Source organism: Eggerthia catenaformis OT 569 = DSM 20559 (genome assembly GCF_000340375.1).
Classification (GTDB): domain Bacteria; phylum Bacillota_I; class Bacilli_A; order Erysipelotrichales; family Coprobacillaceae; genus Eggerthia; species Eggerthia catenaformis.
Genome location: NZ_KB446648.1, coordinates 131,052 through 156,171, shown reverse-complemented (window position 1 = coordinate 156,171; position 25,120 = coordinate 131,052). Strand labels below are relative to the sequence as shown.

The 25,120-nt window shown below is 30.1% G+C and carries 30 protein-coding genes and 2 pseudogenes; 3 read left to right on the top strand and 29 right to left on the bottom strand.

Annotation, left to right across the window (positions count from 1 at the left end; translation table 11 throughout):
• Positions 1-66 precede the first annotated feature (66 nt).
• On the bottom strand, positions 67-720 hold the full coding sequence (locus HMPREF9943_RS05540) for an HAD family hydrolase (protein ID WP_004802902.1): 654 nt from the start codon (positions 718-720) through the stop codon (positions 67-69).
• The gene (locus HMPREF9943_RS05535; protein ID WP_004802899.1) at positions 717-1,424 is read right to left on the bottom strand and encodes an acyl-[acyl-carrier-protein] thioesterase; all 708 of its coding nucleotides are present in this window, start codon (positions 1,422-1,424) and stop codon (positions 717-719) included. The genes HMPREF9943_RS05540 and HMPREF9943_RS05535 overlap by 4 nt, the downstream gene beginning before the upstream one ends.
• Before the next feature lie 60 nt (positions 1,425-1,484).
• On the opposite strand from HMPREF9943_RS05535, the gene HMPREF9943_RS05530 reads away from it, so the two are divergent.
• Together HMPREF9943_RS05530 and HMPREF9943_RS05525 are read left to right on the top strand one after the other, a co-directional pair.
• Entirely contained in the window at positions 1,485-2,639 is a 1,155-nt protein-coding gene (locus HMPREF9943_RS05530) for a CapA family protein (RefSeq protein ID WP_004802897.1), read from the top strand.
• Between the two features lie 51 nt (positions 2,640-2,690).
• Complete coding sequence (locus HMPREF9943_RS05525; protein WP_004802895.1) at positions 2,691-3,185, top strand: hypothetical protein; 495 nt, start codon at positions 2,691-2,693, stop codon at positions 3,183-3,185.
• 46 nt (positions 3,186-3,231) lie between these two features.
• On the opposite strand, the gene HMPREF9943_RS05520 is transcribed toward HMPREF9943_RS05525, so the two are convergent.
• The 19 genes and pseudogenes from HMPREF9943_RS05520 to HMPREF9943_RS05440 all read right to left on the bottom strand — a co-directional run bounded on the left by HMPREF9943_RS05520 (position 3,232) and on the right by HMPREF9943_RS05440 (position 19,870).
• Positions 3,232-3,504, bottom strand: a complete 273-nt coding sequence (locus tag HMPREF9943_RS05520) for a hypothetical protein (RefSeq protein ID WP_026624068.1) — start codon at positions 3,502-3,504, stop codon at positions 3,232-3,234.
• Positions 3,505-3,774: 270 nt separating this feature from the next.
• On the bottom strand, positions 3,775-4,371 hold the full coding sequence (locus HMPREF9943_RS09705) for an NUDIX hydrolase (protein WP_004802891.1): 597 nt from the start codon (positions 4,369-4,371) through the stop codon (positions 3,775-3,777).
• A 163-nt stretch (positions 4,372-4,534) separates the two neighbouring features.
• Positions 4,535-6,220 (bottom strand): phospho-sugar mutase, encoded by a 1,686-nt coding sequence (locus tag HMPREF9943_RS05510; RefSeq protein WP_004802889.1) that lies wholly within the window; start codon positions 6,218-6,220, stop codon positions 4,535-4,537.
• Positions 6,221-6,302: 82 nt separating this feature from the next.
• Positions 6,303-6,449, bottom strand: a complete 147-nt coding sequence (locus tag HMPREF9943_RS10290) for a hypothetical protein (RefSeq protein WP_004802888.1) — start codon at positions 6,447-6,449, stop codon at positions 6,303-6,305.
• Between the two features lie 204 nt (positions 6,450-6,653).
• Positions 6,654-6,842 carry a hypothetical protein gene (locus tag HMPREF9943_RS10285; RefSeq protein ID WP_004802885.1) on the bottom strand — a complete coding sequence of 63 codons (189 nt, stop codon included), beginning with the start codon at positions 6,840-6,842 and terminating at the stop codon, positions 6,654-6,656.
• 65 nt (positions 6,843-6,907) lie between these two features.
• Positions 6,908-7,399, bottom strand: coding sequence for a Cys-tRNA(Pro) deacylase (ybaK, locus tag HMPREF9943_RS05500; RefSeq protein ID WP_004802881.1), 492 nt, complete (start codon positions 7,397-7,399; stop codon positions 6,908-6,910).
• A 48-nt stretch (positions 7,400-7,447) separates the two neighbouring features.
• Positions 7,448-7,714, bottom strand: a complete 267-nt coding sequence (locus HMPREF9943_RS05495; protein ID WP_004802879.1) for a phosphocarrier protein HPr — start codon at positions 7,712-7,714, stop codon at positions 7,448-7,450.
• Between the two features lie 133 nt (positions 7,715-7,847).
• Complete coding sequence (locus HMPREF9943_RS05490) at positions 7,848-8,897, bottom strand: class I SAM-dependent methyltransferase (protein ID WP_004802878.1); 1,050 nt, start codon at positions 8,895-8,897, stop codon at positions 7,848-7,850.
• A gap of 11 nt (positions 8,898-8,908) precedes the next feature.
• Entirely contained in the window at positions 8,909-12,175 is a 3,267-nt protein-coding gene (locus tag HMPREF9943_RS05485; protein WP_004802876.1) for an Ig-like domain-containing protein, read from the bottom strand.
• Positions 12,176-12,273: 98 nt separating this feature from the next.
• Positions 12,274-12,357 (bottom strand): hypothetical protein, encoded by an 84-nt coding sequence (locus HMPREF9943_RS10500; RefSeq protein WP_482156156.1) that lies wholly within the window; start codon positions 12,355-12,357, stop codon positions 12,274-12,276.
• Between the two features lie 168 nt (positions 12,358-12,525).
• A complete protein-coding gene (locus tag HMPREF9943_RS05480; RefSeq protein WP_004802874.1) occupies positions 12,526-13,143 on the bottom strand; it encodes a DNA alkylation repair protein in 618 nt (205 codons plus the stop codon).
• Between the two features lie 31 nt (positions 13,144-13,174).
• Positions 13,175-13,720: a hypothetical protein gene (locus tag HMPREF9943_RS05475; protein WP_004802872.1), complete on the bottom strand. Its 546-nt coding sequence runs from the start codon at positions 13,718-13,720 to the stop codon at positions 13,175-13,177.
• Positions 13,721-14,008: 288 nt separating this feature from the next.
• Complete coding sequence (locus HMPREF9943_RS05465; RefSeq protein WP_004802869.1) at positions 14,009-14,497, bottom strand: hypothetical protein; 489 nt, start codon at positions 14,495-14,497, stop codon at positions 14,009-14,011.
• A gap of 144 nt (positions 14,498-14,641) precedes the next feature.
• Positions 14,642-14,749 (bottom strand): annotated as a pseudogene (locus HMPREF9943_RS10495) (recombinase family protein); the annotation flags it as partial.
• 98 nt (positions 14,750-14,847) lie between these two features.
• Positions 14,848-15,087: a DUF6465 family protein gene (locus HMPREF9943_RS05460; RefSeq protein WP_423901112.1), complete on the bottom strand. Its 240-nt coding sequence runs from the start codon at positions 15,085-15,087 to the stop codon at positions 14,848-14,850.
• Between the two features lie 44 nt (positions 15,088-15,131).
• Positions 15,132-16,001 carry a hypothetical protein gene (locus tag HMPREF9943_RS05455; protein WP_004802866.1) on the bottom strand — a complete coding sequence of 290 codons (870 nt, stop codon included), beginning with the start codon at positions 15,999-16,001 and terminating at the stop codon, positions 15,132-15,134.
• Positions 16,002-16,031: 30 nt separating this feature from the next.
• Positions 16,032-17,855, bottom strand: coding sequence for a translational GTPase TypA (gene typA, locus HMPREF9943_RS05450; RefSeq protein ID WP_004802864.1), 1,824 nt, complete (start codon positions 17,853-17,855; stop codon positions 16,032-16,034).
• A gap of 347 nt (positions 17,856-18,202) precedes the next feature.
• Positions 18,203-18,922, bottom strand: a complete 720-nt coding sequence (locus tag HMPREF9943_RS05445) for a copper homeostasis protein CutC (protein ID WP_004802863.1) — start codon at positions 18,920-18,922, stop codon at positions 18,203-18,205.
• A gap of 114 nt (positions 18,923-19,036) precedes the next feature.
• Complete coding sequence (locus tag HMPREF9943_RS05440) at positions 19,037-19,870, bottom strand: DegV family protein (RefSeq protein WP_004802861.1); 834 nt, start codon at positions 19,868-19,870, stop codon at positions 19,037-19,039.
• Positions 19,871-19,994: 124 nt separating this feature from the next.
• Between HMPREF9943_RS05440 and HMPREF9943_RS05435 the strand changes: the two genes are divergently transcribed.
• Positions 19,995-20,504 (top strand): DUF1836 domain-containing protein, encoded by a 510-nt coding sequence (locus HMPREF9943_RS05435; RefSeq protein ID WP_004802859.1) that lies wholly within the window; start codon positions 19,995-19,997, stop codon positions 20,502-20,504.
• Between the two features lie 157 nt (positions 20,505-20,661).
• On the opposite strand, the pseudogene HMPREF9943_RS09915 reads toward HMPREF9943_RS05435, so the two are convergent.
• From HMPREF9943_RS09915 to HMPREF9943_RS10470, 8 genes and pseudogenes are all read right to left on the bottom strand, one after another.
• Positions 20,662-20,823 (bottom strand): annotated as a pseudogene (locus HMPREF9943_RS09915) (family 1 glycosylhydrolase); the annotation flags it as partial.
• Between the two features lie 220 nt (positions 20,824-21,043).
• On the bottom strand, positions 21,044-21,739 hold the full coding sequence (locus HMPREF9943_RS05425; protein WP_004802855.1) for an N-acetylmannosamine-6-phosphate 2-epimerase: 696 nt from the start codon (positions 21,737-21,739) through the stop codon (positions 21,044-21,046).
• Positions 21,740-22,205: 466 nt separating this feature from the next.
• Complete coding sequence (locus HMPREF9943_RS05420; protein WP_004802853.1) at positions 22,206-23,018, bottom strand: hypothetical protein; 813 nt, start codon at positions 23,016-23,018, stop codon at positions 22,206-22,208.
• A 10-nt stretch (positions 23,019-23,028) separates the two neighbouring features.
• On the bottom strand, positions 23,029-23,241 hold the full coding sequence (locus HMPREF9943_RS05415; protein ID WP_144017199.1) for a hypothetical protein: 213 nt from the start codon (positions 23,239-23,241) through the stop codon (positions 23,029-23,031).
• A 74-nt stretch (positions 23,242-23,315) separates the two neighbouring features.
• Complete coding sequence (locus HMPREF9943_RS10075; RefSeq protein WP_004802849.1) at positions 23,316-23,495, bottom strand: hypothetical protein; 180 nt, start codon at positions 23,493-23,495, stop codon at positions 23,316-23,318.
• 151 nt (positions 23,496-23,646) lie between these two features.
• Positions 23,647-23,829: a hypothetical protein gene (locus HMPREF9943_RS10490; protein ID WP_241431585.1), complete on the bottom strand. Its 183-nt coding sequence runs from the start codon at positions 23,827-23,829 to the stop codon at positions 23,647-23,649.
• Positions 23,830-24,199: 370 nt separating this feature from the next.
• Complete coding sequence (locus HMPREF9943_RS05405) at positions 24,200-24,670, bottom strand: hypothetical protein (protein ID WP_004802847.1); 471 nt, start codon at positions 24,668-24,670, stop codon at positions 24,200-24,202.
• A 197-nt stretch (positions 24,671-24,867) separates the two neighbouring features.
• A complete protein-coding gene (locus HMPREF9943_RS10470) occupies positions 24,868-24,984 on the bottom strand; it encodes a hypothetical protein (RefSeq protein WP_081602234.1) in 117 nt (38 codons plus the stop codon).
• Between the last annotated feature and the right edge of the window lie 136 nt (positions 24,985-25,120).

The following is a 25,120-nucleotide window of genomic DNA, read 5'->3' as shown; positions in this document are numbered from 1 at the left end:
ATCCTTTCTAATATAATATATAGTCAATAAGTTACAATATCAAAAAAGAAAATATCAGTAAAGATATTACCGATATTTATTTATCTTTGCAATCTCTTTAATAATATCAAAATGGGTATCAAAAATATGATAAATCTGATTATCAAAGTCATATTCCGGTGTTTTTAAGACTAATACCTCTAATCCTGCATTCATTGCTGATTGAATGCCATAAATAGAATCCTCTACAACCAGAATATTCGCTTTTGGAATATTTAACAATCTTACTGTATCTAGGTATATCTGAGGATCCGGTTTTGCTTTTTTTACCAATTCACCGGACATAATGACCTTAAAATATTCTTCTAGATGAAGCTCTTTAATCATTCTATGAATATCTTTTAATGGGGATGAGGAAGCTAAACTAATAAGAATACCTTTTTCTTTTAAATAATTTAATAATTCATAAATACCCGGTTTTATATGATGATCATATTGAATAGGATGATCATTGATATAATCTGTACGTATCTGTCTAAGCTCTTCTTTATTCTTTTTAATATAATGAGATAATATTTCTAATTCATAATCATCACTGCATCCGGTAATGTTGTTTTTATCCTGATCTGTAATAGTATCACCATGATCTTTAATAATATTTGATAATACTTCTATCCAATACCAGCTGCTGTCAACTATAACACCATCCATATCAAATATAACTGCTTCTATTTTATTCATATCTTTGTAATCCTCATTTCTGTAATAAAGCATACTTCCTGATCATACTTTCCTTCAATATGAAAGAAATCATGATCCCTACACATATATAAATCTAAAAAAGATTGCGGAGGAAGCTCTTTTTTATAATTAATAGATATCTTACTAATAAAATGATCATTAAATAATGGAAAAGGAATAAGGTCACATGCTAATCTTATATATCTGGTATTATTAAAGTGCCCATTAATATCAACATCACTATATAGAACCTGATGAGACTTTACATATTCTACATCATCTAATGGAAAGAGTGTTTCCGGTTCAAATTCCATAGGTATACTATCAGGTACTTGAATACCTGCCTGCATAGGTTTTATAATCTTTCTTTTTTCTAAATCCATTAGTGTCCATATACTGGCACATTCGCCAATAATATGATTCTCTTTTTTTATCTCATAATACCTGGGAAAAATAACATGTGACGGTTTTCTAATATGTGTTGTTAAAGTAATCAGATCATCATAATAAATTGGCTGAGCAAGCTTTAAAGTTTGCTTAGAAACGACCCAACCATAATGCATCAACATATTCTGATTATAAATATTTGTTTTATAGGCATCGTAGGTAGCAATTTCCCCGAATCTAATAAAAAAATATTCATTTCTTACTTTTCCTTTATAATCACAATCACATAATTCTATTCTTTTCTCTTCTTGAAACATATTTTACCCTCTTTTTTAGCAATTATACAATTATATAATTATTTATGCTATAATAAATCTATGAAAAAAATAATAATACTTATACTTGTAATTGCAATTGCTTTTATGTCCTATCTCAATCTTACAAAGCCAAAAGAAACTCCTGTGATTAAGAAAAAGGAGGAGACATCAGAAGTTTCTTTTATTGCGGTGGGAGATAATCTTATTCATTCGCCTATTTATCGTGAAGCAGATAAAAATGAAGGTGTCTCAGGTGATGGAAAGTATAATTTTAATTATGCTTATAAACAGGTTAAACCTTATATTAAAGCTGCAGATTTATCTTTTATTAATCAGGAGACAGTATTAGGAGGAGGCAAGCCAAAAAACTATCCTAACTTTAATACTCCTAATTCAATGGCTGATGCTCTTGCTGATACCGGCTTTGATGTTGTCAATGGTTGTAATAATCATTCTATGGACATGGGACTTGCCGGCTTAAAACACTCTATTGAAGTCTTTAAAAAACATGCTGATAAGCTTACTTATATTGGTGTCTATGAAAATAAAGAAGCATATAATCATATTCCTGTGATTAATAAAAAAGGTATTAAAATTGCTTTTTTATCTTATACTTATGGTCTTAATGGACGTTCTCCGTATGGTGCAGTTAAGCTGTTTGATAAAGAACTTATCACTAAAGAAGTAAAAGAAGCAAAAAAACAAGCTGATTTTGTAGTTGTTAGTGCACACTGGGGTACTGAATATCATCATCAGATTAATTCTATGCAAAAAGAATATAGCGGGTTATTTACCAGTCTGGATGTTGATCTTGTGATTGGTGCTCATCCTCATGTTATTCAAAAAATGGAATATCAGACCAATACAAATGGTCATCGTACTCTTATTGCTTATTCTCTTGGTAATTTTATTTCTTGCCAGAATACTTTAAGTACTTCACTTGGCGGGATGCTCTCATGTTCTTTTAACAAGCAAGGAAATAAATGTTCTATTAAGAATATTTCTTTTATTCCTATTGTAAACCATATGGAATCCGGTCATAAGAAACCATTCAGCAATCTTTGTCATATTCAGCCTTATGCTTTAAAAGATTATACAGAAGCTCTTGCAAAAAAACATACTTTAAATGGTTATAAGAATATTACGGTTACTAAAGAACATTTCAAGAACCTTACCGATAAAGTAATGGGTAATAACTTTAAAATTCAATACTAGTCAACTGACTTATTTCATTGTATAATATTGTTTATCGAAAGGAAGATTGTGATGAAAAAAACATTTGGAATAGTATTTGCTTTTATATTAGGTATTATGTTTATATATCTCACTTATACAATTCTCAATATTCTTGTAACTTTAATACGAGAAAAAAAGAAAGATAAAACATTGATATTTTGTTTTTCTTTAAAAGGTAAAATCTTCTATATTGTGATAACAGTACTTTACTTTGTTATGATTGGCTTAGGTGTTTATATGTTTATTAATGGCTTAAAAAACAATGACGTGTTAGTCTGGTTAAATGGGATAGTATTACCAACTTTATATACATTATTATTTTCTATGCAGCTTGCTAATATTGTATTAATAGGTAAAAAGCATATGATGGTTGGTCGTTTAGCTATTGATTATCGTAAGATGAAAAAAGTAGATTTTAATTATCATAATGAGATGACTTTTGTTTTTTCACAGCATAATTATAAGTTCTCTACAAGGTGGCTTGATATTCCTATCTTAAGAAGAGCAATTACACGGAGAAGCTAGTGGACATATGTCCACTTTTTATTTTACATAAAAAGGATTAAAATATTTAATCCTCTTTTTCAAATAGCCTTCTCTGACATTCCGGACAGACTGTTAAATCACTTGTATTCTTTAAAGGCAGATAACGATGACAATGTGGGCATCTCCAAAAACTTAAAGCCATCACAAAATATATACCTATTGAAATAATCATTAATCCACAGACCATATAAACAGCTGCTTTTATTTTTATAAAGTATAAAACACAAGCTATAATACTTAATATGATAAGAACAGACTTTTCTAAAGACATATATTTCTTTACTGTTTTTAATTTCATTTTTCTCACCGCAATAAGTATACCAAAGATAGACTTAAAAGAATACCCCATTTAAGAAAATATATATTCATAAATAAAAATTTGATATGATTAATCAAAAAAGAAAACTGACAGTTTTAGTCTATAAGTAAGATAAGTATTAATTAATAACTCCAATATTATGTGTTTATATAAATATCTACTTCATAGAGATGCATATTTCATATATCCTCATTATGCTATAAGATGATCATTTTAACCTACTTCTTTTTTATTTTTGAATTAATACCATTATAAACTTATCTCTTCATAAATAATATGAATATCATGATTAAAATAATCAACAGTTTTAAATATCACTGATTTGATACCTAAATTCATTAAATATACTCTCATTTCTAAACTATCATTTAATTCATTAGAAATCAGTCCATTCCGAGTTTCTACATCCACAAATATCCTAAACATATGATCTTGAAATGTCTTATTACTAACGGTATGAGTAAAAGAGAGGCTAGGTATATGGCCTATTATTGAATCTTTATAGCCGGATGGCATATCTAAAGTCTTAACATCTTCCATATTTATCCATTCCAGAATCCCGCCATCCTGATCATATAATGTATGAGGCATAAATAATATATCACAATCAATAGGAATTATTAAATTAGCTTTATTTCCTATTATATAAAACCATGGTTCTTTTATTTTATTGACTTTAATACTCATACCTGATTCTTCTTTAAATTCTTGCACTACTCTATCATTTAAAGAACTATCTGTATATTCTAATTTGCCACCTAATAGCTCATATTCTGATCTCTCATTTTTTCTTAATAAACACTTGCCATTCTTCTTAATGATACCTTTTACTGATACTTTAAACATAAGGTACCTCCCCCTTTATTTTCAATAATTCTTTTCAAACACTAATACAGGCATTTCATTTTTAATCGTAATAATACTCAAGTTCCATTCTCCTTATATTTAGGTGACTATAAACGGAATAACACTGCTTTAAGATTAAAGCAGTGTTATTTATTAGCTTATATTATTCACCGATAATTTTCATCATATCTTTCTGGAATACTTCTGTTTTATCAGCTGCATCTTTAGCATCATTACCTTTGATTGAGAAATAGAACTTACACTTTGGTTCTGTTCCTGATGGTCTTGCTGCAATCCAGCTACCATCTTCTAAGTAATACTTTAATACATTAGATTGTGGAAGATCAATAACAGTTCCATCACTTCTTGTACTGTTTCCATAATCCTCAGCTAAAGTTACTTTAAAACCGCCAATAGATGATGGTGCATCTTTTCTTAAATTATCCATGATTTCAGCAATTCTCTTTGCTCCTTCTACACCAGTCTTAGATAAAGCAATCTGAGATTCCTTAAATGTTCCATGTTTTGCATATAAATCATTTAATACATCAATCAAGTCTTTTCCCTGTTTCTTATAATAATTACCACATTCAGCGGCTAATAAAACAGCCTGTACTGCATCTTTATCTCTGACAAAGTCTTTAACAACACAGCCATAAGATTCTTCATAACCGAAGATAAACTGTTTTTCTCCTGTTTTCTCATATTTTCTAATCTTATCACCGATAAACTTAAATCCTGTTAAAGTCTTTTCAACATCCACACCATAGCTTCTTGCCACCAGTTCACCTAAGTCAGATGTAACAATTGTATTATACATAACAGCATTATCAGGAAGTTTACCTTGTGCTTTTAACTGAGATAAAATATATTCAAGATATACAGCAGCACTCTGATTACCGGACATTAATACATATTCACCATTATGTTTAGCTACAACACCTAATCTATCTCCATCAGGATCAGTAATCGCAATAACATCCGCATCTGTTTTCTTAGCTAATTTAATTGATTCAATATATGAAGAATCAACTTCCGGATTTGGTGATAAAGTATTTGTATAATCAGGATCAGGTGCACATTGAGATAATACCGGTATAACATCATATCCCAATTCTTTTAAAACAATACGAACAGGCCAATTGTCAGCACCATGCTGAGGAGAATAAACGATCTTAAAATCTTTTTTATCTAAGCCTGAATTGATTTCACAAGTCTTTACAGCATCATAATAAGCTCTGTCCACTTCTTCTCCTACCCAGTTAATATAATCATAAGCCTCATCATCACTAGGCACTTTTACTTCTAATTCATTCTCCACTTCATTAACATATTGTGTTACCTGATCAGCCCATTCAGGAATAAGCTGACAGCCGGTATCATCATAAACTTTATAGCCATTATATTCAGCAGGATTATGAGAAGCAGTGATCATAATACCACCTGCACATTTAAAATATCTAACTGCAAATGATAATTCAGGAGTAGGCTTTAAGCATTCCATCAGATAAGTCTTAATACCAAATCCTGCTAATACTTTAGCTGATTCATTCGCAAAGATATAAGACATATGCCTGTTATCATACGAAATAGCAACTCCTCTATTTGCTCCATCAGGTTGCTGTAAAATCCATTTAGCATAACCGACATTGGCTTTCCTGATCATATAGATATTTAATCTATTTGTTCCGGCACCAAGAAGTCCACGCATTCCGGCAGTACCAAATTCAATGTTTTTATAAAAAGCATCTTCTTTGGTACTTTCGTCCATACTCATTAATTCAGTTTTAAGAGATTTATCTAATCCCTCAAAATTTAACCATTTTTCATAATTCTGTTTATAATCCATATATGTCACCTCTTACCTAAAAGTATATCAAATTTTTTTCTATAATGATACAAAAAATCAGTCTTTTATAATTTTATTCTTCCTATGATTTTATCAGAGTATCTACCGGTTCTACTGTCTTTAATATTTTATTTCCGGTCATTACAGGACTATAATAATGATTAATCACATAAACAAATTCACTTTTATAAGGACTATGAATAATCTCCTGATGATTAAGATAATGCATTTCTAAATGATCCGCTTTCCAATAATCAGATATAATACTATAACCTTTTTCCCCCTAGAAAACAGCTTCATTTTTAATGAAACATTCATTGAAATTGTAGAAGAAACAAGTATATGATTGTTTATTTTAATATTAAAATTACATATTTCATCAACACTTGATGAAGACTTTAAACATACTCACGGAATATCCATTTGAGGATCATCAAACAAATACATTAAGTATTCTAAAGTATAGGAGGCACTGCCATATACTGCTCCTCCTTGCTTTACAGTGATCTTTATTAAATCGTCCGGGAAATTCCACTTTTAATTCAATATAATGAATATCTCCCATACTATTCTGATCAATAAGCTCTTTAAGCTTGATTGTTAAAAGACTGATCATCTCCATAATCACTTTCCTTAATTCCTGCTATAAATCTAAGAACAATAGATAGAAATGACAATATGCTATATCTAATCTTCTTCATTTCTAGTGACCTCACCACATATTCCTTCTACATAGTCAAGAATCTCCAATGCACTAACAACCATCTGATAGCCTCTTTTTCCGGCACTTAAGGCAATAGGACGATCTTTAAGAATAGATGAATCAAAATAGATAGGAAATTTCTTTTTCATTCCTATCGGACTGCATCCTCCTCTCATATATCCTGTTATCTTTAATAGATCTTTCATTGGTATCATTTCAACCTTCTTATGATGAGATAGTAAAGCCAATTTCTTTAAATCTATTATTTTTAAAACCGGTATACAACAAACCAGATATTCTTTTTTATCACTTACCAGTACCAGTGTTTTATAGATATCTTCAGCTTTCATATCTACCTGATTAATAATATGACTTCCTGATAAATGATCCTCATCATATTGATATTCTATAATCTTATAAAAAATATGATCTCTATCTAATAATCTTAATGCATTTGTTTTAATACTCTTACTCATTTGTTTCTCCTAATAAAAAAAGGAGATTCCTCCCCTTTGATATTCTTATTATTCTGCAACTTTCTGTTCAAGAACAACTTTTTCAATTGAAGCAATAGCGTCTTTTTCATCTTCACCTTCAGCAGTAATTTCTACTTCCGCTTTAGTTGGAACACCTAAAGACATAACACCCATAATTGACTTTAAATTAACTTCTTTACCATTGTAAATAAGCTTGATGTTACTAGCAAATTTACTTGCCTGATTAACTAAAATTGTTGCAGGTCTTGCATGTAAGCCAACCGGGTCAGCTACTACAAAAGAATATTTTTCCATTAGTCTTTCCTCCTTAAATATAAAAACATTATAGCACAATTCTTATACATTTCCATACTTTAGCCTTAATTTTTTAAACGCTTTCACTTGTAAAACAGAAAAAACAAGCTTGAATAGAGTTTATTTTCTATTCTCACTTGTTTCTGGCAACTACAATGAATCGATAAGTTGTCATCTTAAAGAAACCATTTTCTTTAATTTCATTAAATGCTTTTGTATAGAAATTAACAAATTTCTTAACATCACCGGCAACTTCAGGAGCCGCTGTTTTAAAATAAGTACGAATCTGATTAAGATTTCTAAACCGAATAAAACCAAAGTCTTCATGTGATTCTTCTATTTTAAATCCTGCATCAGATAAAGTATTCTGGCAGCTTGTTACATCCCATATACCGGTTAAAGAAAGAGGCATATATAAAGAAAGAAATTCTTTCAGATTCTCTGTACCATTCTGATTAACTATAAAATAACCTCCCGGTCTTAATACACGTGCTACTTCATTCTTATCATAATTAGAATACTGATTCATAACTAAATCAATACGATCATCTTTAAAAGGCATTTGATTGCTTGGTGTCAATGTTGTGACACGAACAGGTAAATCACCTAGATTATCTTGTACTTCTGATATTTCAGCATAAGGCTCAACATCATATGTTAAAGCAGGGTAATCTTTAAATTTTTTTACAAATTCTCCTTTATCAATAGATAGAAAAGCCATATGATCCGTAGGCTTTAAATACTTCTTAGTAATAGAGATTTCATCATAAGAAGGAAAAGAAAGCTCAAACCGGTCATCATCTTCTCTACTTACTGATAAAGCATCAAGTTCACTTAAAATTTCTCTTGTATTTTCTATCTCTTTTTTACATCTGATTTTACCATATCTTAAAATCAGAAACTGAACAATCGCATCTGAAATGACACCTAAAGCAATAAATGCAAATAGATAAGCAAACCAAGTAAGCCCTGAAACTTCATTTTTTCCATTAAATAAATAAACTAATCCACATAAAAAAGCTATCATACCTGTACGAGTATAGCTATAAGGCTTATCAAGCTGCATAAAGAATGCACTATTATTTGTCTGCTTAGCCCTGTTTCTTGATAGTTCAAAAAAGAAGACCTGCATTAAAAATAGGATCATTACCAAACTTAAAAGCATACTAATAAGTGTTAACATTGTATTTCTCATTATTTTATCTTTTCTCCATTCATTGTATAATTTACCAAATTTGCTCTAAAATAACCATCTTTTAATTCTATCGTGCCTTCAATATCAAAGATCACTTTATAAGAAGACATATCATATAAGTAAGATCTTCCATTTTTATTTAAGGTCAAATAAATCTTATCATGATATTTTATCATAGAATTTTGATTTAAATCAGTAAAAGTATTATCTAATACTTGTTTCCCATCCTTATCATAAACTTTAAAAATACCTGACTTATCAAAAACGGCATAATACTGATTGCCAAGATATTTTATCTGTCCGATATCACCTTTAATAATCTCTTCTCCATGAGTATCTATCAAACTATATGTTTTATTCTTATTTAAAACAATAGCTCTTTGATTTTCATCAAAAGCATCTGCTTCTAAATATATCTTATCAAAAGCTTTCTTTCCTTCTATATTATAATAAGCAAAACCTTTATTCTTTATATATCCCGGGAAAACTTCAGCATGTAAGTAAGCAATATCCGGATAAAGCTGAATATCTTTTAATGGTATTCTTTTCCCTTTACTAACAATATAATGAGGTCCATAAACAACATTTTCATTTCTTTCAATATATAAAGAAGCATCTCTATAATAAGAATTAACAGTAACTAAATGAAGATAATCATCAAAGATCATATGTGCATCGCCATTTGTCAGTAAGATATGGTTATCAGTGATAGAAGCATGCGTAATAGATGCTTCAATAGAAATAGATTTTTTCTTCTCTAAATCAAAATAAACAAGATTTTGATTTTCTTTATCATACAAGACAATATATCTATCATTAGAAGTCATCATCTGATAATTACCTTCCGTTTTAATAGATAATTCAGAATATTTTCTTCCATCCATATAATAAGCTTGAATATGATCAGCAAAGACTAAAGCAACCTGTTTACTATCCTTGCTGACAAGAACATCGCAAACTTCATCTGTTCCTTTATAAAGAACTGTATCTTGATCATAATAAACATAAGAAATACCTTTTTCTATTATAACAGGTAATGAAGTAAGCTTAATACCTACATTATCACCGGCTTTCTTAAACACTTTTCCATTATTCTTATAGATAATAACACCTTTTCTATAAACCGGATTATTTCTCGTATGAATAATTTTATTCCGATCCCTTTTAACTGTAAGATAACAGATATAAACTTTCTTTCCAACAGTAACCTGTATTTCTGTCTTCCCGGAAGAATTTGCTTTAATAAGACCCTTCTCATCAACAGAGGCAACTCTTTCATCAAGTGATGAATAAACAACAGTCTTGTTGTAGGTGTTATCTGCTTTTAACTGATGTGTCTGTCCTTTCGTTAAAGTAAGTGCTGTATCAGATAAAACAACTTTCTTGTCCTCAACAATAACATTACAATAATATTCTCTATCTCCTATACTGGCAATAATAACTGTCTTTCCACTACTTACTCCATTAATAGTTCCATTCTTTACATCTGCAACAGTCTTATTCTGACTCTGCCAACTTATTTCTCTATTACCGGCATTTTCAAGTTTTATAGAAGCATGTTCACCGGTATAAATAGAAAGATTTTCACTACTCAGTTTCATGATTTTCCTCTTAACTTTTACTTTACAGCGATAAACATTGTTTTCTACCGTTACTTTAATATATGCGGTTCCCTTTTTTAAAGCTTTCATCTGACCATTATTATCAATACTTACAATATCAGGATTCATACTTTCATATTGAATATTTATTCCCTCTATTCTATTTTTAACAGAAAGATTTGTCTGATCATCTTCTGTTAAAATCATCTTATAAGAAGATAAGCCATAAGTTCTCTCTTTAACACTCAAATAACATTTATAGATCTTATGATTTGCTTTAGCACTTATCACAGTATCACCGGCAGATAAAGCTGTTACTACACCTTTATTATCTACAGAAGCAATCTTTTCATGACTTGATGACCACTGAATATCATCATGACTATTTTGAAGCGATAATGAAAATGTATCTTTTTCCATAAGTAATAAATCTTCTTTGTTTAAAGAGATCTTTTTTTCCTTTACAGTCACCTGACAAGTCAATGTCTGATCATCTACAACAGCAGTTATAACTGCTGTTCCTGTCTGTAATGCTTCAATAGTACCTTGATTGACACTTATCACCTTATTATTTGATGAAGACCATGTAACCTGACTGTTCGCCTTGATATGATTAATCTTCAAGGTTTTTTTATCATCTTTATAAAGAGTCAGTTTTTGATCACTTAATGACAAAACTCTTTTTTCTACGGTTACCTGACATTTTAATGTCTGAGACATTAAAGAAGCAGAAATGGTTGATGTACCGGGCTTTAAGCCGGTAATTCTACCTTGTTGATCAACACTGGCAACATCATTATGACTGGATGACCATTTAATATTAGCATCTTCTCTTTTATTATTAATAACTATCGTTTCACTATCATCAGTTAATAAAGTTAAACGCTTCTTATTAAAAGAAACTTTCTTTTCATTGACGGTAACATGACATTTTAATGTATCATTCCCAACTGAAACAATAATATCAGTACTTCCTTTTTGTAATGCTTTTACTTTTCCATTCTCTACCGATACAATATTCTGATCACTAACAGACCATTTAACTTCTCTATTCCCTTTATCACTAATATTTAAATCACTTTCATCATTCACATATAAATTTAATTCAGTTTTATTTAATATCGGTTTTAAAGGTTCTACAGTAATTTGACAAGAAGTATAATATCCTTCCCTACTTGCTTTAATAATAGCTGTTCCTTTGCCTACAGCTGTTACTTTACCATCTTTATCAACTGTTACAGCCTTAGTATTGCTGGAAGAATAGGCTGCTTGCTGCTGATCATTTAATTCCAATTGCTTGGTATTCTCTTCTTTTAAAATGACTTGTGTTTCCTTAAACGTAAAAGACTGTTTCCGGAAACTGCTAGCAGTTATCAAAGCATATGAGCCATTTAAATAAGAATACATACCCGCTTGAATAATATTCTTTCCTTTATCATTAATGAATCCCTGCTTATTATCAGTATTGGTTACTATATAGCCTGCTTCATTTACTCTCTGATAATCTTTATAGGTATAGTCTGTATATTTCTTTCCATTTGTATCTGCCAATGCATAAAGATTATTCTTATCCATGACCATCATTCTATCACTATTTGTTTTATTTAATGTACATCCTGATAGAAAGAATAGACACATAAGTATTAAGGGTAGCTGCTTTTTCATACAAGACCTCCTTTGCTTTCTGATTATAACATATCTTATAATAAAATAAAGACTAGAAGCACCTGTAACAATCTCTATCAGGGACTTTCTAATCATTTTTATTTCTCTGTTTCTCGCAGTATTATCCGTTTTAATTTATCTTCCATTATTTCAATTACCTTTTCATTAAAATGAACAACAATACAGATTTTGAGTCAAATAAGATTGGATAGTTTTCATTATTTGAATCAACTAAAAAAGTACTTGATTCCTAATAGTTAATCTCCTTTCCTCCTTTAGACAAAGAAAAAGCAGTAAAGCTTTTTTGATTTACTGTTTTGTAAGTTGTTATCTTATTGTTTTTTTATAAGTTATTTAATAAGTTTACTTGCCACTTTGTGCACTTGATTTATTTCTTTGCTTTCCAACTTCCAGTTGCAGAGTTCAGCTTTAATTAACTCTGGAAATTTTTTACTAATATCTCTTAAAGCATTCCCTACCGATTTTCTAACATATTCACTCGTATCTTCTTTTAATGCAGCAATTCGTCTGATAGCTTCATTCGGATTATCTTTGAAATATGGTCTACTTGTCCATATTCTAAGTCCCTCTGTAACTGCTCTCCTTGTATTAGGATTACTACTTTTTAACCATTCATCAATAATAGGAAGGGCATTTTCATAACCTATTTTCTTGCAAAATTCATCAAATGCCTTTGCTAATACTTCCTGAACTCTCCAATTATCATCTTTGGAAACTTCATCTCTCATAAATGCTAAAATATCATCTTGTTCTGATAAGTATCCAAAAAGAAATACACCGTACATTCTAACTTGATAGGTATTAGATTTAAATGCTAAAAATGCTAATTTTCTTATATATTCATTATCATTAGATTTATAATCGATTAAGGCTCTTTTCTCTTCCTCTTTAAAACCATTTTCTCTCAAAGAGAATTCTTTTTCTAAACTTGCAATATACTCTTTCAAATGAACTCACCCCATTCACAACCTCTAATTTTTAAGTCATTTTTTCTATATCAGCCTTTTGCAGTACTTGGAATTGTTCCATCTGTTGCATAAAAAATTCCAATTTTTTTCTATCCGTGATGATACTTGCATTTATCAGCTTATTTAGTTTCTTCTCATGGAAACCGTAAAAAACAGGATTCTTGATTTTTATGGTCAGCTTTGAACAATTAAACGGGCGTTTTTTGATTTTTATTTGTTCTATATCTGCGAGTTTAAATTTAAAAAGCAGTACACTATGCCCTCTGCTTCCATAGCTATAATATTTAACAACATTATTTTCATAAAGTTCTAATTTCACTGCATTTATGAAGAGATAATATCCCATAAAAAAAATAAGGATTGGAATGCAAACCAACACTGTTGCAATAATAAATTTATCTGCAAAATCACTTCCATAACTTTTAAGATAATTCAGTATCGAAATAATAATAAAAAATGAAGATATCAGAGATAAATAGCCTATCATATTAAATTTAGACTTATGAGGATATGTCAAAATAAGTTTTGGTTCATCTTGTAAAAAATCTAATTCCATAATTTATCCCTTTCTTGCTTATCATTTTATTTTATTTCAATTTCATCACACCATATTTTTACTCTACAGTATTCTTTTTTTTGCATATTCAAAGACCTTTGAATTTCTGATATAGCTAAATATATTTTCATTATCAGGTTTATATAGAACCTTAACATGTACTTGATAAAATTCTTCATCTTCATTAGGAAATTGTCTAACTAAGGAAAACACAAAAAACGGTTCATCTCCAATGCCGGTAAATGTTCCTGTTTATACTAAACTTAGTTTATTTTAAGTGTCACAATATTATTTGTAATTCATCATTTCATAATCAATCCGATATTTTTTTAATTCTTTTATAAAATTGTCATATAGTTTTTGCTCTTTACTTCTTGAGATATGTCCGATTCCAAAAGTATAGCTGAAAAATCTGTCTTTTAATTTTATAGATACCTTATAAGCACGATTACCTCTATATTTAGATGTCGATTTAATTGTAACAGCTTCTATTTTGTCTGTCTCAATAGGTCGTAAATGATTTGAAGTATATAATTTATCTCCTTCAAAAAAATAAATCGTTCCTCCTTTGCTGTGGAATTTTAAACTGAAAAGGACTCTTGTAAATATAATATAGGCAAAGACAAAATAAGCTAAAACTTCTATAGACAAAAATATATATGTATAAATTCCAAGATAATCATAAGACAATACTGAATAAGCTCTATAAAAAACTGTAAACAAAAATAATATAAAAATTAATCCTATCATTACATATATTCCAAATTTATTTTTCATTTTTTGTCCTCTTTTTAATCTAACTTTATAATAATATTATCATATTTGCTTTTAGATCACTATATTTTACTTTAACTAAAATAATAATTATGCCATACCTATTTAAAGAATTTTACGATAAAATACTTAAAGGAATAAAATTTTCTCGAGATTTTTCTTTTGATTAATGATAGAATTCCTCTCGCCTTGTAGTCCATCATCTCGGCTCAGCCTTTCATACAAGGCGGTTATTTTGTCATAGTTTCTCACGATTAGCTCCTTTCGCTTAAATTCTTCAATAAAAAAAATTAAGAAGAACATCTTTCACTAAAAAGTGATTCAATATTCTGCTTAATTCTATTGCTTCTATCCTATAAATGTAAAGGCGTATTATTGGTTCCAAATACCTTTCCATCTTTATCAACTGCAACATAGTAAATATCATTTTCACGAGGTTTATAATAAATATCAAGACTATCTATCGTCTGGAGTTTAATGCCTCTTGATTTTATATCTTCTTTAACACATTTTTCTATATCACTTGATAAAATATCATTACCTTCAAACTGTAATTCAATATTTGTTTTCATAGATAGTACCTCCTTTTTCAAATAGTAGCATAATATTCTTAAAAAAACAATTTTATCAATGATAATCAATATAATTTATATTGATTATCAAGCTTGTCCGATCTTTTCAAAAGTATAATTAGACTAATGAGTATAAAGACTATGGAAATACCCAGGTAAACGCTCATCGTCTTAATTAATTCAAAATCAGTAATCATTTCAGGAAGAATGGAAAATGCCTGAAAATAGGTAATATTAATTTTCATTGAATAAGAGAATACATCCATGATCTCTAAAGGAATCACAAATATTTGTGCAATAATCAGCATCATAACTGAAACCATAGTGATAAATAATACTGATAGATAATTAATATAAGGACTGAATTTCTTATAGCCATAATAACTCATAATCCCAAATAAGAAACCATCTAAGGTAATAATAAGACCAAAATCATGCAAGAATATCCATATTAATAAAGGAAGAATACAGAATAGAATACTTCCGAATAAGGCGAGATGATGACTCTTATGAGTTACGGGGCAATCTTTTTGATCATTAAATGTTTCTAAAGAAACAATTTCTATTTGATCATCCATTAAAGCTACCTTTACATCACCAATATTTCCTGATATATGACAGACATTCTTAATATTCTCCTGTTTTAAAAAAAGCTGAAGATCTTCAATGAGCTTTTTTAAAACATCACTAGTCATTTTTCTATAATTAAGAATAATACCGCATTCATTATGATCTGTATAGGTTCTTGTTACAAATGGACTTGTGATATAAAGCTTATCAAGATAGTCTTTAACCTGCTGATTAATAGTAATGCTTAACATCAAAGCAAGTTTTCTTCTATATAGACAGGCAATGACAGGGTAGTCACGATCATAGTAATAATAATTTTTTTTATCTGTTTTTTTGAATATTTGTGTAAGATCTTTTTTCTTCATATGATCACCTTATCAAAAAAGGGGAATTTATTACCCCTTTGTATTGTTTGCTCTAAATGCTCTTTTACGTTCTATTTCAGTAAGATATCTCTTTCTTAAACGAATGCTTTGTGGTGTAATTTCAACCAGTTCATCCTCATTGATATAATCAAGGCATGTTTCTAAATTCATCTGTTTAGGTCTTTTTAAAACAACTGTTGAATCTTTTGTTGATGAACGAGTATTCGTCATCTGTTTTCCTTTTGTTACATTAACAACTAAATCATTATCTTTAGCATGTTCTCCAACAATCATTCCTTCATAAACCTGTACACCGGGACCTACAAACATTACACCACGTGATTCAACACCACCCAATGAATATGCTGTTGTTTGTCCTGAATCAATGGATACCAAAGCTCCTAACTGTCTTTCTCCGACCGCTTCCCCTTCTAAAGGACGATATTCCAGGAAAGTATGATTAATAATACCATATCCTCTTGTTATTGTTAAGAAATTAGTCATAAAACCTATTAACCCTCTTGATGGAACAATATAATGAACAGATGTCATACCATCATTAGAATCCATATTTTCCATAACACCTCTTCTTAAGCCTAGTGATTCAATAACCGAACCAATACAATCATCAGGTGCTTCTATTTCTACATCCTCATAAGGTTCGCATTTAACACCATCAATTTCACGAATAATAACATGCGGTCTGGAAACCTGCATTTCATATCCTTCTCTTCTTAAAGTTTCAATTAAAATTGATAAATGCAATTCTCCTCGTCCAGAAACAATCCATTCTTCTGAATTGGGAATTCTTTCTACTCTCAATGATACATCTTTATTGGTTTCTCTTAGAAGTCTTTCTTCTAATTTAGTAGCTGTTACAAACTTACCTTCCTGACCGGCAAAAGGTGATGTATTTGTCCCAAACACCATCTGAATAGTTGGTTCATCTATATGTAATAAAGGTAAAGCTTCCTCATGAGATGGATCACAGACTGTTTCACCAACACCAATATCAGAAAGACCGGCAATTGCAACAATATCACCTGCTTGTGCAGCAGATACTTCAATACGATGTAAGCCTAAAAAAGAATAAAGCTTCTGAATTCTAAAAGTAGTCTTTGTTCCATCAGCTCTTAAGCAGGCTACATTCTGATTGAGCTTCATTGTTCCTCTCTGAATTCTTCCAATACCAATTCTTCCAACAAAATCATTATAATCTAATAAAGCAGGCTGGAATAATAAACTTCCTTCCTCATCAACAATAGGTGCAGGTATTTCATTTACAATCATATCAAATACACAATCCATGTTATGCTCTTGAGTACTAATATCAGGATCTAATGAACTTGTTCCATTTAATGCTGATACATAACAAGTAGGAAAATCAAGCTGATCATCATCAGCTCCCAGTTCCATGAATAATTCTAAAACTTCGTCCATTACTTCATCTATTCTAACCACCGGCCTATCTACCTTATTAATTACAACAATAGGCTTAACATGTGCTTCTAATGCTTTCTTTAAGACAAAACGCGTCTGTGGCATGGTTCCTTCATAAGCATCTACTACCAGTAAAACACCATCAACCATATTCATAATACGTTCTACTTCTCCACCAAAATCAGCATGACCCGGTGTATCCATAATATTAATCTTATTATCTTTATAATGAATAGCAGTTGTTTTAGACAGAATAGTTATTCCTCTTTCTCTCTCTAAATCATTACTATCCATAGCTCTTTCAGCTATCTCTTCATGTGCTTCTAAAGTTCCTGACTGTTTCAGTAACTGATCGACTAATGTTGTTTTACCATGGTCAACATGGGCAATAATTGCAACATTTCTTATTTCCATATTTGTGCACCTCTCTTTAACTTTGACATTATAGCAACAACAATCTCCTATTACAACAAAAAATTATCATAAATAAAGCATTAATAAACTATTTTTAATTGTGATATCTGTACTGTTATGAAATGAACTGCTAATCTCTTGAATACAAGGATATTCAAATTCTTGTAGATAGAAATATTTTATCACATGTTCAATAAAGTATGTTAGTACTGCTACAGTAAAGGAATAATTTTTTAACTAATTTTTAATATTTATAAATATATAAAGAACTCCTTATACAAAAATAGTCCCAGAAACCGTATTTCTAAAAGGACTATTATCTATATTCTTTATCTGATATCAATAAGCTAAGGAAGATAATTCATCATAGCTTTTACTTTACTGAAAGATACATGCTGATACTCATTCTTATGAACGCTAAAACTTACTGATGATCCTGATGTTGTTGGATCAAGACTATACTCTTTACATGAAGAATGAATATTTATAATTCCTGTCTCTTTCATAATATGTAAAACATTTTCATGTGTAATGCCGCATCCTGCTACAATTTCTATTTTATCTCCATAATTTTCCTGAAGATTCTTTAATGTTTCTATTCCGGCAAAAGCTGTAGGCTTCTGACCGCTGGTAAGTACTCTATCTATACCTAATTCATAAAGCATATGAATAGAATCAGTGTTCTCCATCACATCAAATGCTCTATGAAAAACAGCTATTTTATTATAACTATGGATTAATGTCACCATATTTCTAATACGCGTTACACTTAAATTCTTTTGTTCATCTAAAAAACCGAAAGCAATACCATCAGCTCCATGTTCCAATAATTCAGTTGCTTCTTCTATCATTTGCATATATTCATTCTCACTATAGAAAAAGCCTCCTTCTCGGCATCTAACCATACAGATAACTTCCATATCTGTATTTCTTTTAATCATATCTAATGTTGCAGTTGTTGGAGTCAATCCTCCTAATGGTAATGCACTATTCAATTCTATTCGTTTAGCTCCCGCCTGAGAAGCTGTTAATGCATCTTCATAACTGCCACAACAAACTTCTAACATCTTTAATCACCACTACTTTCCTTTTCCATTATATACCATAATGAATAGATTTTCCATGAATGGATTATATCTATTCTATCCCAAATAAGAAAAACGAAGAAGGATTTCTTCGTTTTATTTTCCTATCATCTGAATCGCAATGCAGCCAGGTCCCCCATGAGTAATAAATACCGGTGACAGTTCAATAATTTCTATTTCAGTATCCGGAAAGCTATCCTGAAGAATCTCTTTATAATAAGCTGCTTTAGCCGGTACTCCGGCATGAGTTACAGAAATCAAGCATGTCTCGTTAACTCCCATTTCTTTAAAACATTTAATCACTGATTTTAAAGCACCTTTCTCTGTTTTCTTGATTGTATATTTATCTAAACTTCTGCCATCTTTTGTGAGCTCTAAGACCGGAATAATTTTAAGCATACCACCGATCTTAGCGGCTAATGGAGATAATCTTCCACCTTTTTGCAAGAACTTAAAATCTATCGGAATTAAAAATGATTTTGTAAATTCCATCTTCTGATAAATAATATCTATTATTTCTTCCGTGCTGCATCCTTTATCTTTTAAAGACAAAGCAAGATTAACCAGATAGCGATGTGGTCCACATAATGTTTTCGTATTAATCACATGCATATGCTCATTTCCATCTATACTATTTCTCGCTGAAACAGTAGACTGGTAAGTCCCTGAAAGACCATCAGCCATATTCAAGATAATAACATCTTCACCTTCATATTTCTCTAATACTTCTATTGTTTCTCCAATAGGAGGTTGAGAAGACACAGGCATATGGCCTTGTTCAATTATTTCGATGAATTCTTCAGGCTGTATTTCCTCAAATTCTTTATATGTTTTATTATTAATGGTAACACTCAAAGATAAAATTTCTAAGCCTAAGGCTTCTCCTTCCTTGTGAGAATATAATGCACTTGTATCTGTCATTATTTTCATCTTCCACACCGTCCTTCTCTTTAAATTTATCATTTCTAATATAGCATGTCAAATGTTTTAGTTTTAAAAACTAGAACATTTGACTTCCTTGTTCTACTTTGTTAAAATGAAGAAGGTGATATAAATGGAAAAATTTAAAGATATACATATTTTACGCTGGGAAGAAATACCTGATTTTCCTCTTTATATTGATCAAGTGATCACACTTATTGAAAAGAGTCTTTCTTTTTTATCAGAAGAGAAGGGTGAAAAAATCATTACTTCTACAATGATTAATAATTATGTAAAAAACGGCATTGTAGAAGCACCTATCAAAAAAAGATATACAAGATCTCAGGTTGCTTATTTTATTGTAATATGTCTCTATAAACGTGTTTATTCATTAGATGAAATAGCACATATGATTCAGATTCAATTAGAAAATTCTAAACTGGAAACTGCCTATAATAACTTCTGTGATATCTTTGAAAATCTTTTAAAAAATGTTTATGAACAAAAAGATTTATTCAGTGATAAAAAGATTACTGATATTTTTCATAAAACAATTATCTCTGTTGTCTTTAAAGTTTATATTCAATCTTACCTACTAGAAAAATTCCCATCAGAAGAAAAATCTAAAAAGAAAAAATCATAACCACCGATTATGAGGAACCTCAAAAAGTTAATTTTTTTAGCGTAACAGTCTTATAACTGCTACGCTATTTTTACTCTGCCAGATCTTCCTTGCATACTTATTAATCTTACAATTAAAAACAAATGATAGTGAAGCCATTGCTTCACTATCATCTCTATTACTTATCTATTAAGTATTCCCCATTTGTTTCAATGATTTCCTTATAATGATAGTAAGATTTCTTGATTTTTCTTTCTAATGTTCCATGTCCATCATTAAATCTGTCAACATAGACAAAACCATATCTTTTCTTCATTTCCCCAGTGCCGGCAGAAACGATAGCTCCACCCATATTGACAAGCTCATTACACTGAATACCAAACCATTTATCCAAATAATTGCCTTTACCTAATAAAACACTATTTAATAAAGTAAAAATAGAACAGCCAATAATAATCGGCATAACTGTTACAAATGCATTCCTAATAGCTGAAAGATATCTGTTATCTGACATTTTTTGTGCAACAGGGAGCATCTTATCAGCTAATTTGTCCATTAATTCATTCATTCATTTTTCCCCTTTCTATCATATCTGTAAACCTTTTTGTAATAACCTGTGGTCTTGTAATAATAGATCCTACTACCACGCTATAACATCCTAAATCTAATACTCTTCTTGCTTTCTCAGGAGTATCAATATTTCCTTCAGCAATAACCGGATGACTTACATTCTTAATAATCTCTCTTATTATCTTAAAATCTTCTGCTTCTATTCTATCTTTATGACTTTGAGAAGTATAACCTACTAATGTTGTTCCAATAAAATCAAATCCCAGCTTATCAGCATTAATAGCCTCTTCAATAGTAGAACAGTCTGCCATAAATAACTGATTAGAATACTTTTCTCTAACCTGTTTAAAAAATATATCTAAAGGTATATTATTTGGCCTTAATGAAGATGTTGCATCCATAGCTATTATTTCACAGCCTGTTTTTACTAAATCATCTACTTCAGAAATGGTTGGTGTGATATAAACATCACTATCATCATAATCCTTTTTAATAATACCAATAATCGGAAGATTAACAGTTCTCTTTATTTCAGTTATATCGTCCACCGAATTAGCACGTATACCTTTTGCTCCTCCCATTTGTGCAGCCAATGCCATTTTTGACATAATAAACGAGGAGTATAAAGGTTCATCCTTTAAAGCCTGACAAGAAACAATCAGATGCTTTCTTATACTTTCTATCATTCTCTGTCTCCTTTCATGTATATCTTATAAAAATTTATTTTTTCTTTCAATAATTCACATATGTTCAGTATCTACTTTCAAAATTTATAAAGAAATATTAGTTTTATACAATAAAAATATGAAAGTGCTTTCATATAATCTTTAATCTATATTCAATTTTTCCGAATTCAATATTCTATTATTAAAATATAAGCCCAAGATTTTAAGTCTTCTTTTAAGATTGTATTCTGACATGAGACTAATAGTTCCTGATGAGTATTTCTAGCGTATATGGTAATTTAGGCTTCATTTCATAAAGAACTGTTCCCATAACATCGGACAGCTTTCCAGCGAACGTTTTGATATGTACCTTTTTATATTTATAGACGCTTTTTCTTTTGACATTTGAGCAAGAAAAACAGTAAAACGATTTGATTTACTGTTTCTCAATTTATTATATTCATTTAGACAAACCGGGATTTGTTGTTCAATTTACATAAGTTTCAAAATTTCTTATTAGATAGTAAGTATCCTTGAATCTAAGACTCGAAGTTTCTTTATTTCTTGTGATTTCATTATAAATATCTTCCAGTGTAGAAGCCGGTGATAGTGTTCCTAAAATATAATCTTCCAATTCAACTTGCCCTATTTTTTCTATTCTATCTAACAGAACTCCCAAATCTTTATGATTGAACCAACAATCTGTACTAAGGCAATATGACGTGTTTTGTTTAGTACACGCAATTTGACTGTTTAGGAAATCATCAATATTGGGTTTCTCTTTTTGTAATAAACGAGTGCAAGCTAAATTGTATTCTAACTTTCTCGGTCTTTCATCTACTGATGAAACAAAACAAACTCCATATTCATTATCAAACTTTATTACAAGAACATCTCCCTTATTAAAATAAGGTACTCGTTTTATCTTTCCTTTTGGAACTTTAATAGGTTTGAGATTTTTGCTCTGTAATTGTACAGCTAATTTATCTAAAACCTTTTGTCTTTGTTTCAATGCTTTACTGTCGATTTCAAGCCAAAATTCGTTAGCTCCTTTTGCAATTATTTCTAAGGCTTTATTTTTTATCTCATCAGGTAAATGTCCTATTTTCCATAAAGAATAGGCAAAAGAAGTCCAATAAATTTCTGCATAAAAATCATCGGTACAATAATTTTTTTCATCTGCCAGCATATCCGCTATAATTTTGTCGACACTTACTCCATCTTTATAGTTTTCTACAACACAGTTGTAAATATCATATCCATCATCACTATCTATAATTTTTACACCGTCTATTGCCATGAGAAACCTCCTATCCGTTCATCCCGTCATACTCCATTTCTTTCATCGTTTCGATAATCTCTTCAGCCGTATATTTGTATTCTGTTTTGTCTTCACAGCTAAGCGAAACATCAATTCCTTTTATTCTCGCTTGGTAACCACCCCTGTCATCATACTTAAATTTTCCTATACCGGAAATAGAAATTGTCTTTGGAAGTTTACCCTGTTCTTTCTTTTGATACATATCCTCCATTTTGAATTGAAATCCAATCATCCTAAGCCGATGGAGTAGCTCCAGAAATTGACTCGCATGCACTGCTAATTAGCGTCAGCAATTGGTTTCAAAGTACATTTCTTTAAATGGAAAATCATCCGGTAATGGTACCCTACAAATACTCTCTTACAATCATCTGAAATTTTTGAAACAATCAGACAGCCAATCTGATTATTACCATATATTATAACATACTTAAACCAAGTTTTATATGTATAATTCATTCCTCTTTACCTATGTTAGTTCCTTTTCTTGTTCCTATAACTGCTCTATACAAGTCTTAACTTTTTCTGCCTGTTCTACTTCCTCTCGTATCTTTAATATTTGATTGTAAAAGCTATTTTTCTCTTTCTTCATATTGGCAACTTCTGATTTCTATTTGGATATGTTTAAGGTCTTGTTTTCTTCTAAATGCTCTTGCAAATATTTCTTTGCACTTTCAAAGACTGCTTCTTTCTCATAAAGCCGTCTATCTCTCTTTTTTTCGTTCTTCCTGTTTTTGCTGGCTGATGAGTTTTTTCTTTTGTTTTGTAACTGCTTGATTTCTACTTCTGTCATTAAAGTTTTTCATCTATATTTTTCATTTTCTGCTTTTCCCTCTTTTTATTTTTGAGCAAAGAAAAAACAGTAAACCGATTTTGATATGTACCCTCTTTACTGGACAATCAGTAAGGAGGGTACATATCATTTGATTTACTGTTTTTCAAAGTTTTATAAATTTAATTAATATTTGTTATTTAATCTTTTTTCTTGTCTCTAATATCCTCTAAGGTGTGCCATTTTTCTGTATTATTTTTTTATCAAGTCCAAATAGTTTCTTAAATCCGGAGATTATCAAATCTATACTGCCTACCCAAATACGTGTAATAAAAAACCATATAGTACAGATAACTAAAAAAACGAATAAATATATTAACCGGTCCATAGCTTACTTACCTGAAAACTTCTTAAAAAATGTGTGAAACTTATCATATTCTTCAGGCTGATATACATAAGCAAGGAATTTTTCATCATTTTCTGCTAAAATTGCGAATTGAGTATATCCTGCCATCAATCCACCTTGATGATAAATCGTGTACATACCTGTTGCAATTTTTGCCTTTTTAATATTATCTTTTTTAAAAATTTCAGCTTCACTACAACCCTCAAGCTCCGGAGTTGTTTGCAGTAATACTATGCTCATATCAGATTCACGATAACCTATAATCAAGCTTGTATAGGTATATGTAGTTTTTCTGGCTATAATATAGCTGCTGTTTTTTATATTCAAGCCATATCCATAAACAATATTGTAAGAGTTTCCATTTTCCATAACTCCATTAAATAATTCTCTTAATCTGTTTTTGTTTGCGTCGGACTTTTGAGTATCCCATTCTTTCTTTTTTCCAAACCATCCCATAATACATTCCTCCTCTATATCAGAATTTCGCCTTATCAATTTTCAATATATGAAAGCGAAGTTAATTTTATATGAATTTATTATACCCTTTTTAAGGCATTTTTTCTACTGTCAGATTTCCTACTTGTTTTTAAGACTTTCATTGAAATAGATAGGAAAAGAACTGAAAAGGTAAATACAAAGTGATCTATTTTTCTTTATTCTTTCTTTTCAGATTGTACTACCTTTAACAGCTTATCTTGGAATGTATCCTTGCTGTTTGGGTCAAAATATATTTCTGTTACAAAAGTTTTTCTTCTAATCTTTTTTATCATAGTTCCGTTCGGCTTTGGGGGTGTAGCTCGTTCTTCATTGATCTGTATTTTTTCCTTTTTACTTGCACAAAAAAAGATTTCCTGTACTTAGGAAAACTCTTTTCATATTGCTTGATATTTTGTTTTAGGTTGTGTC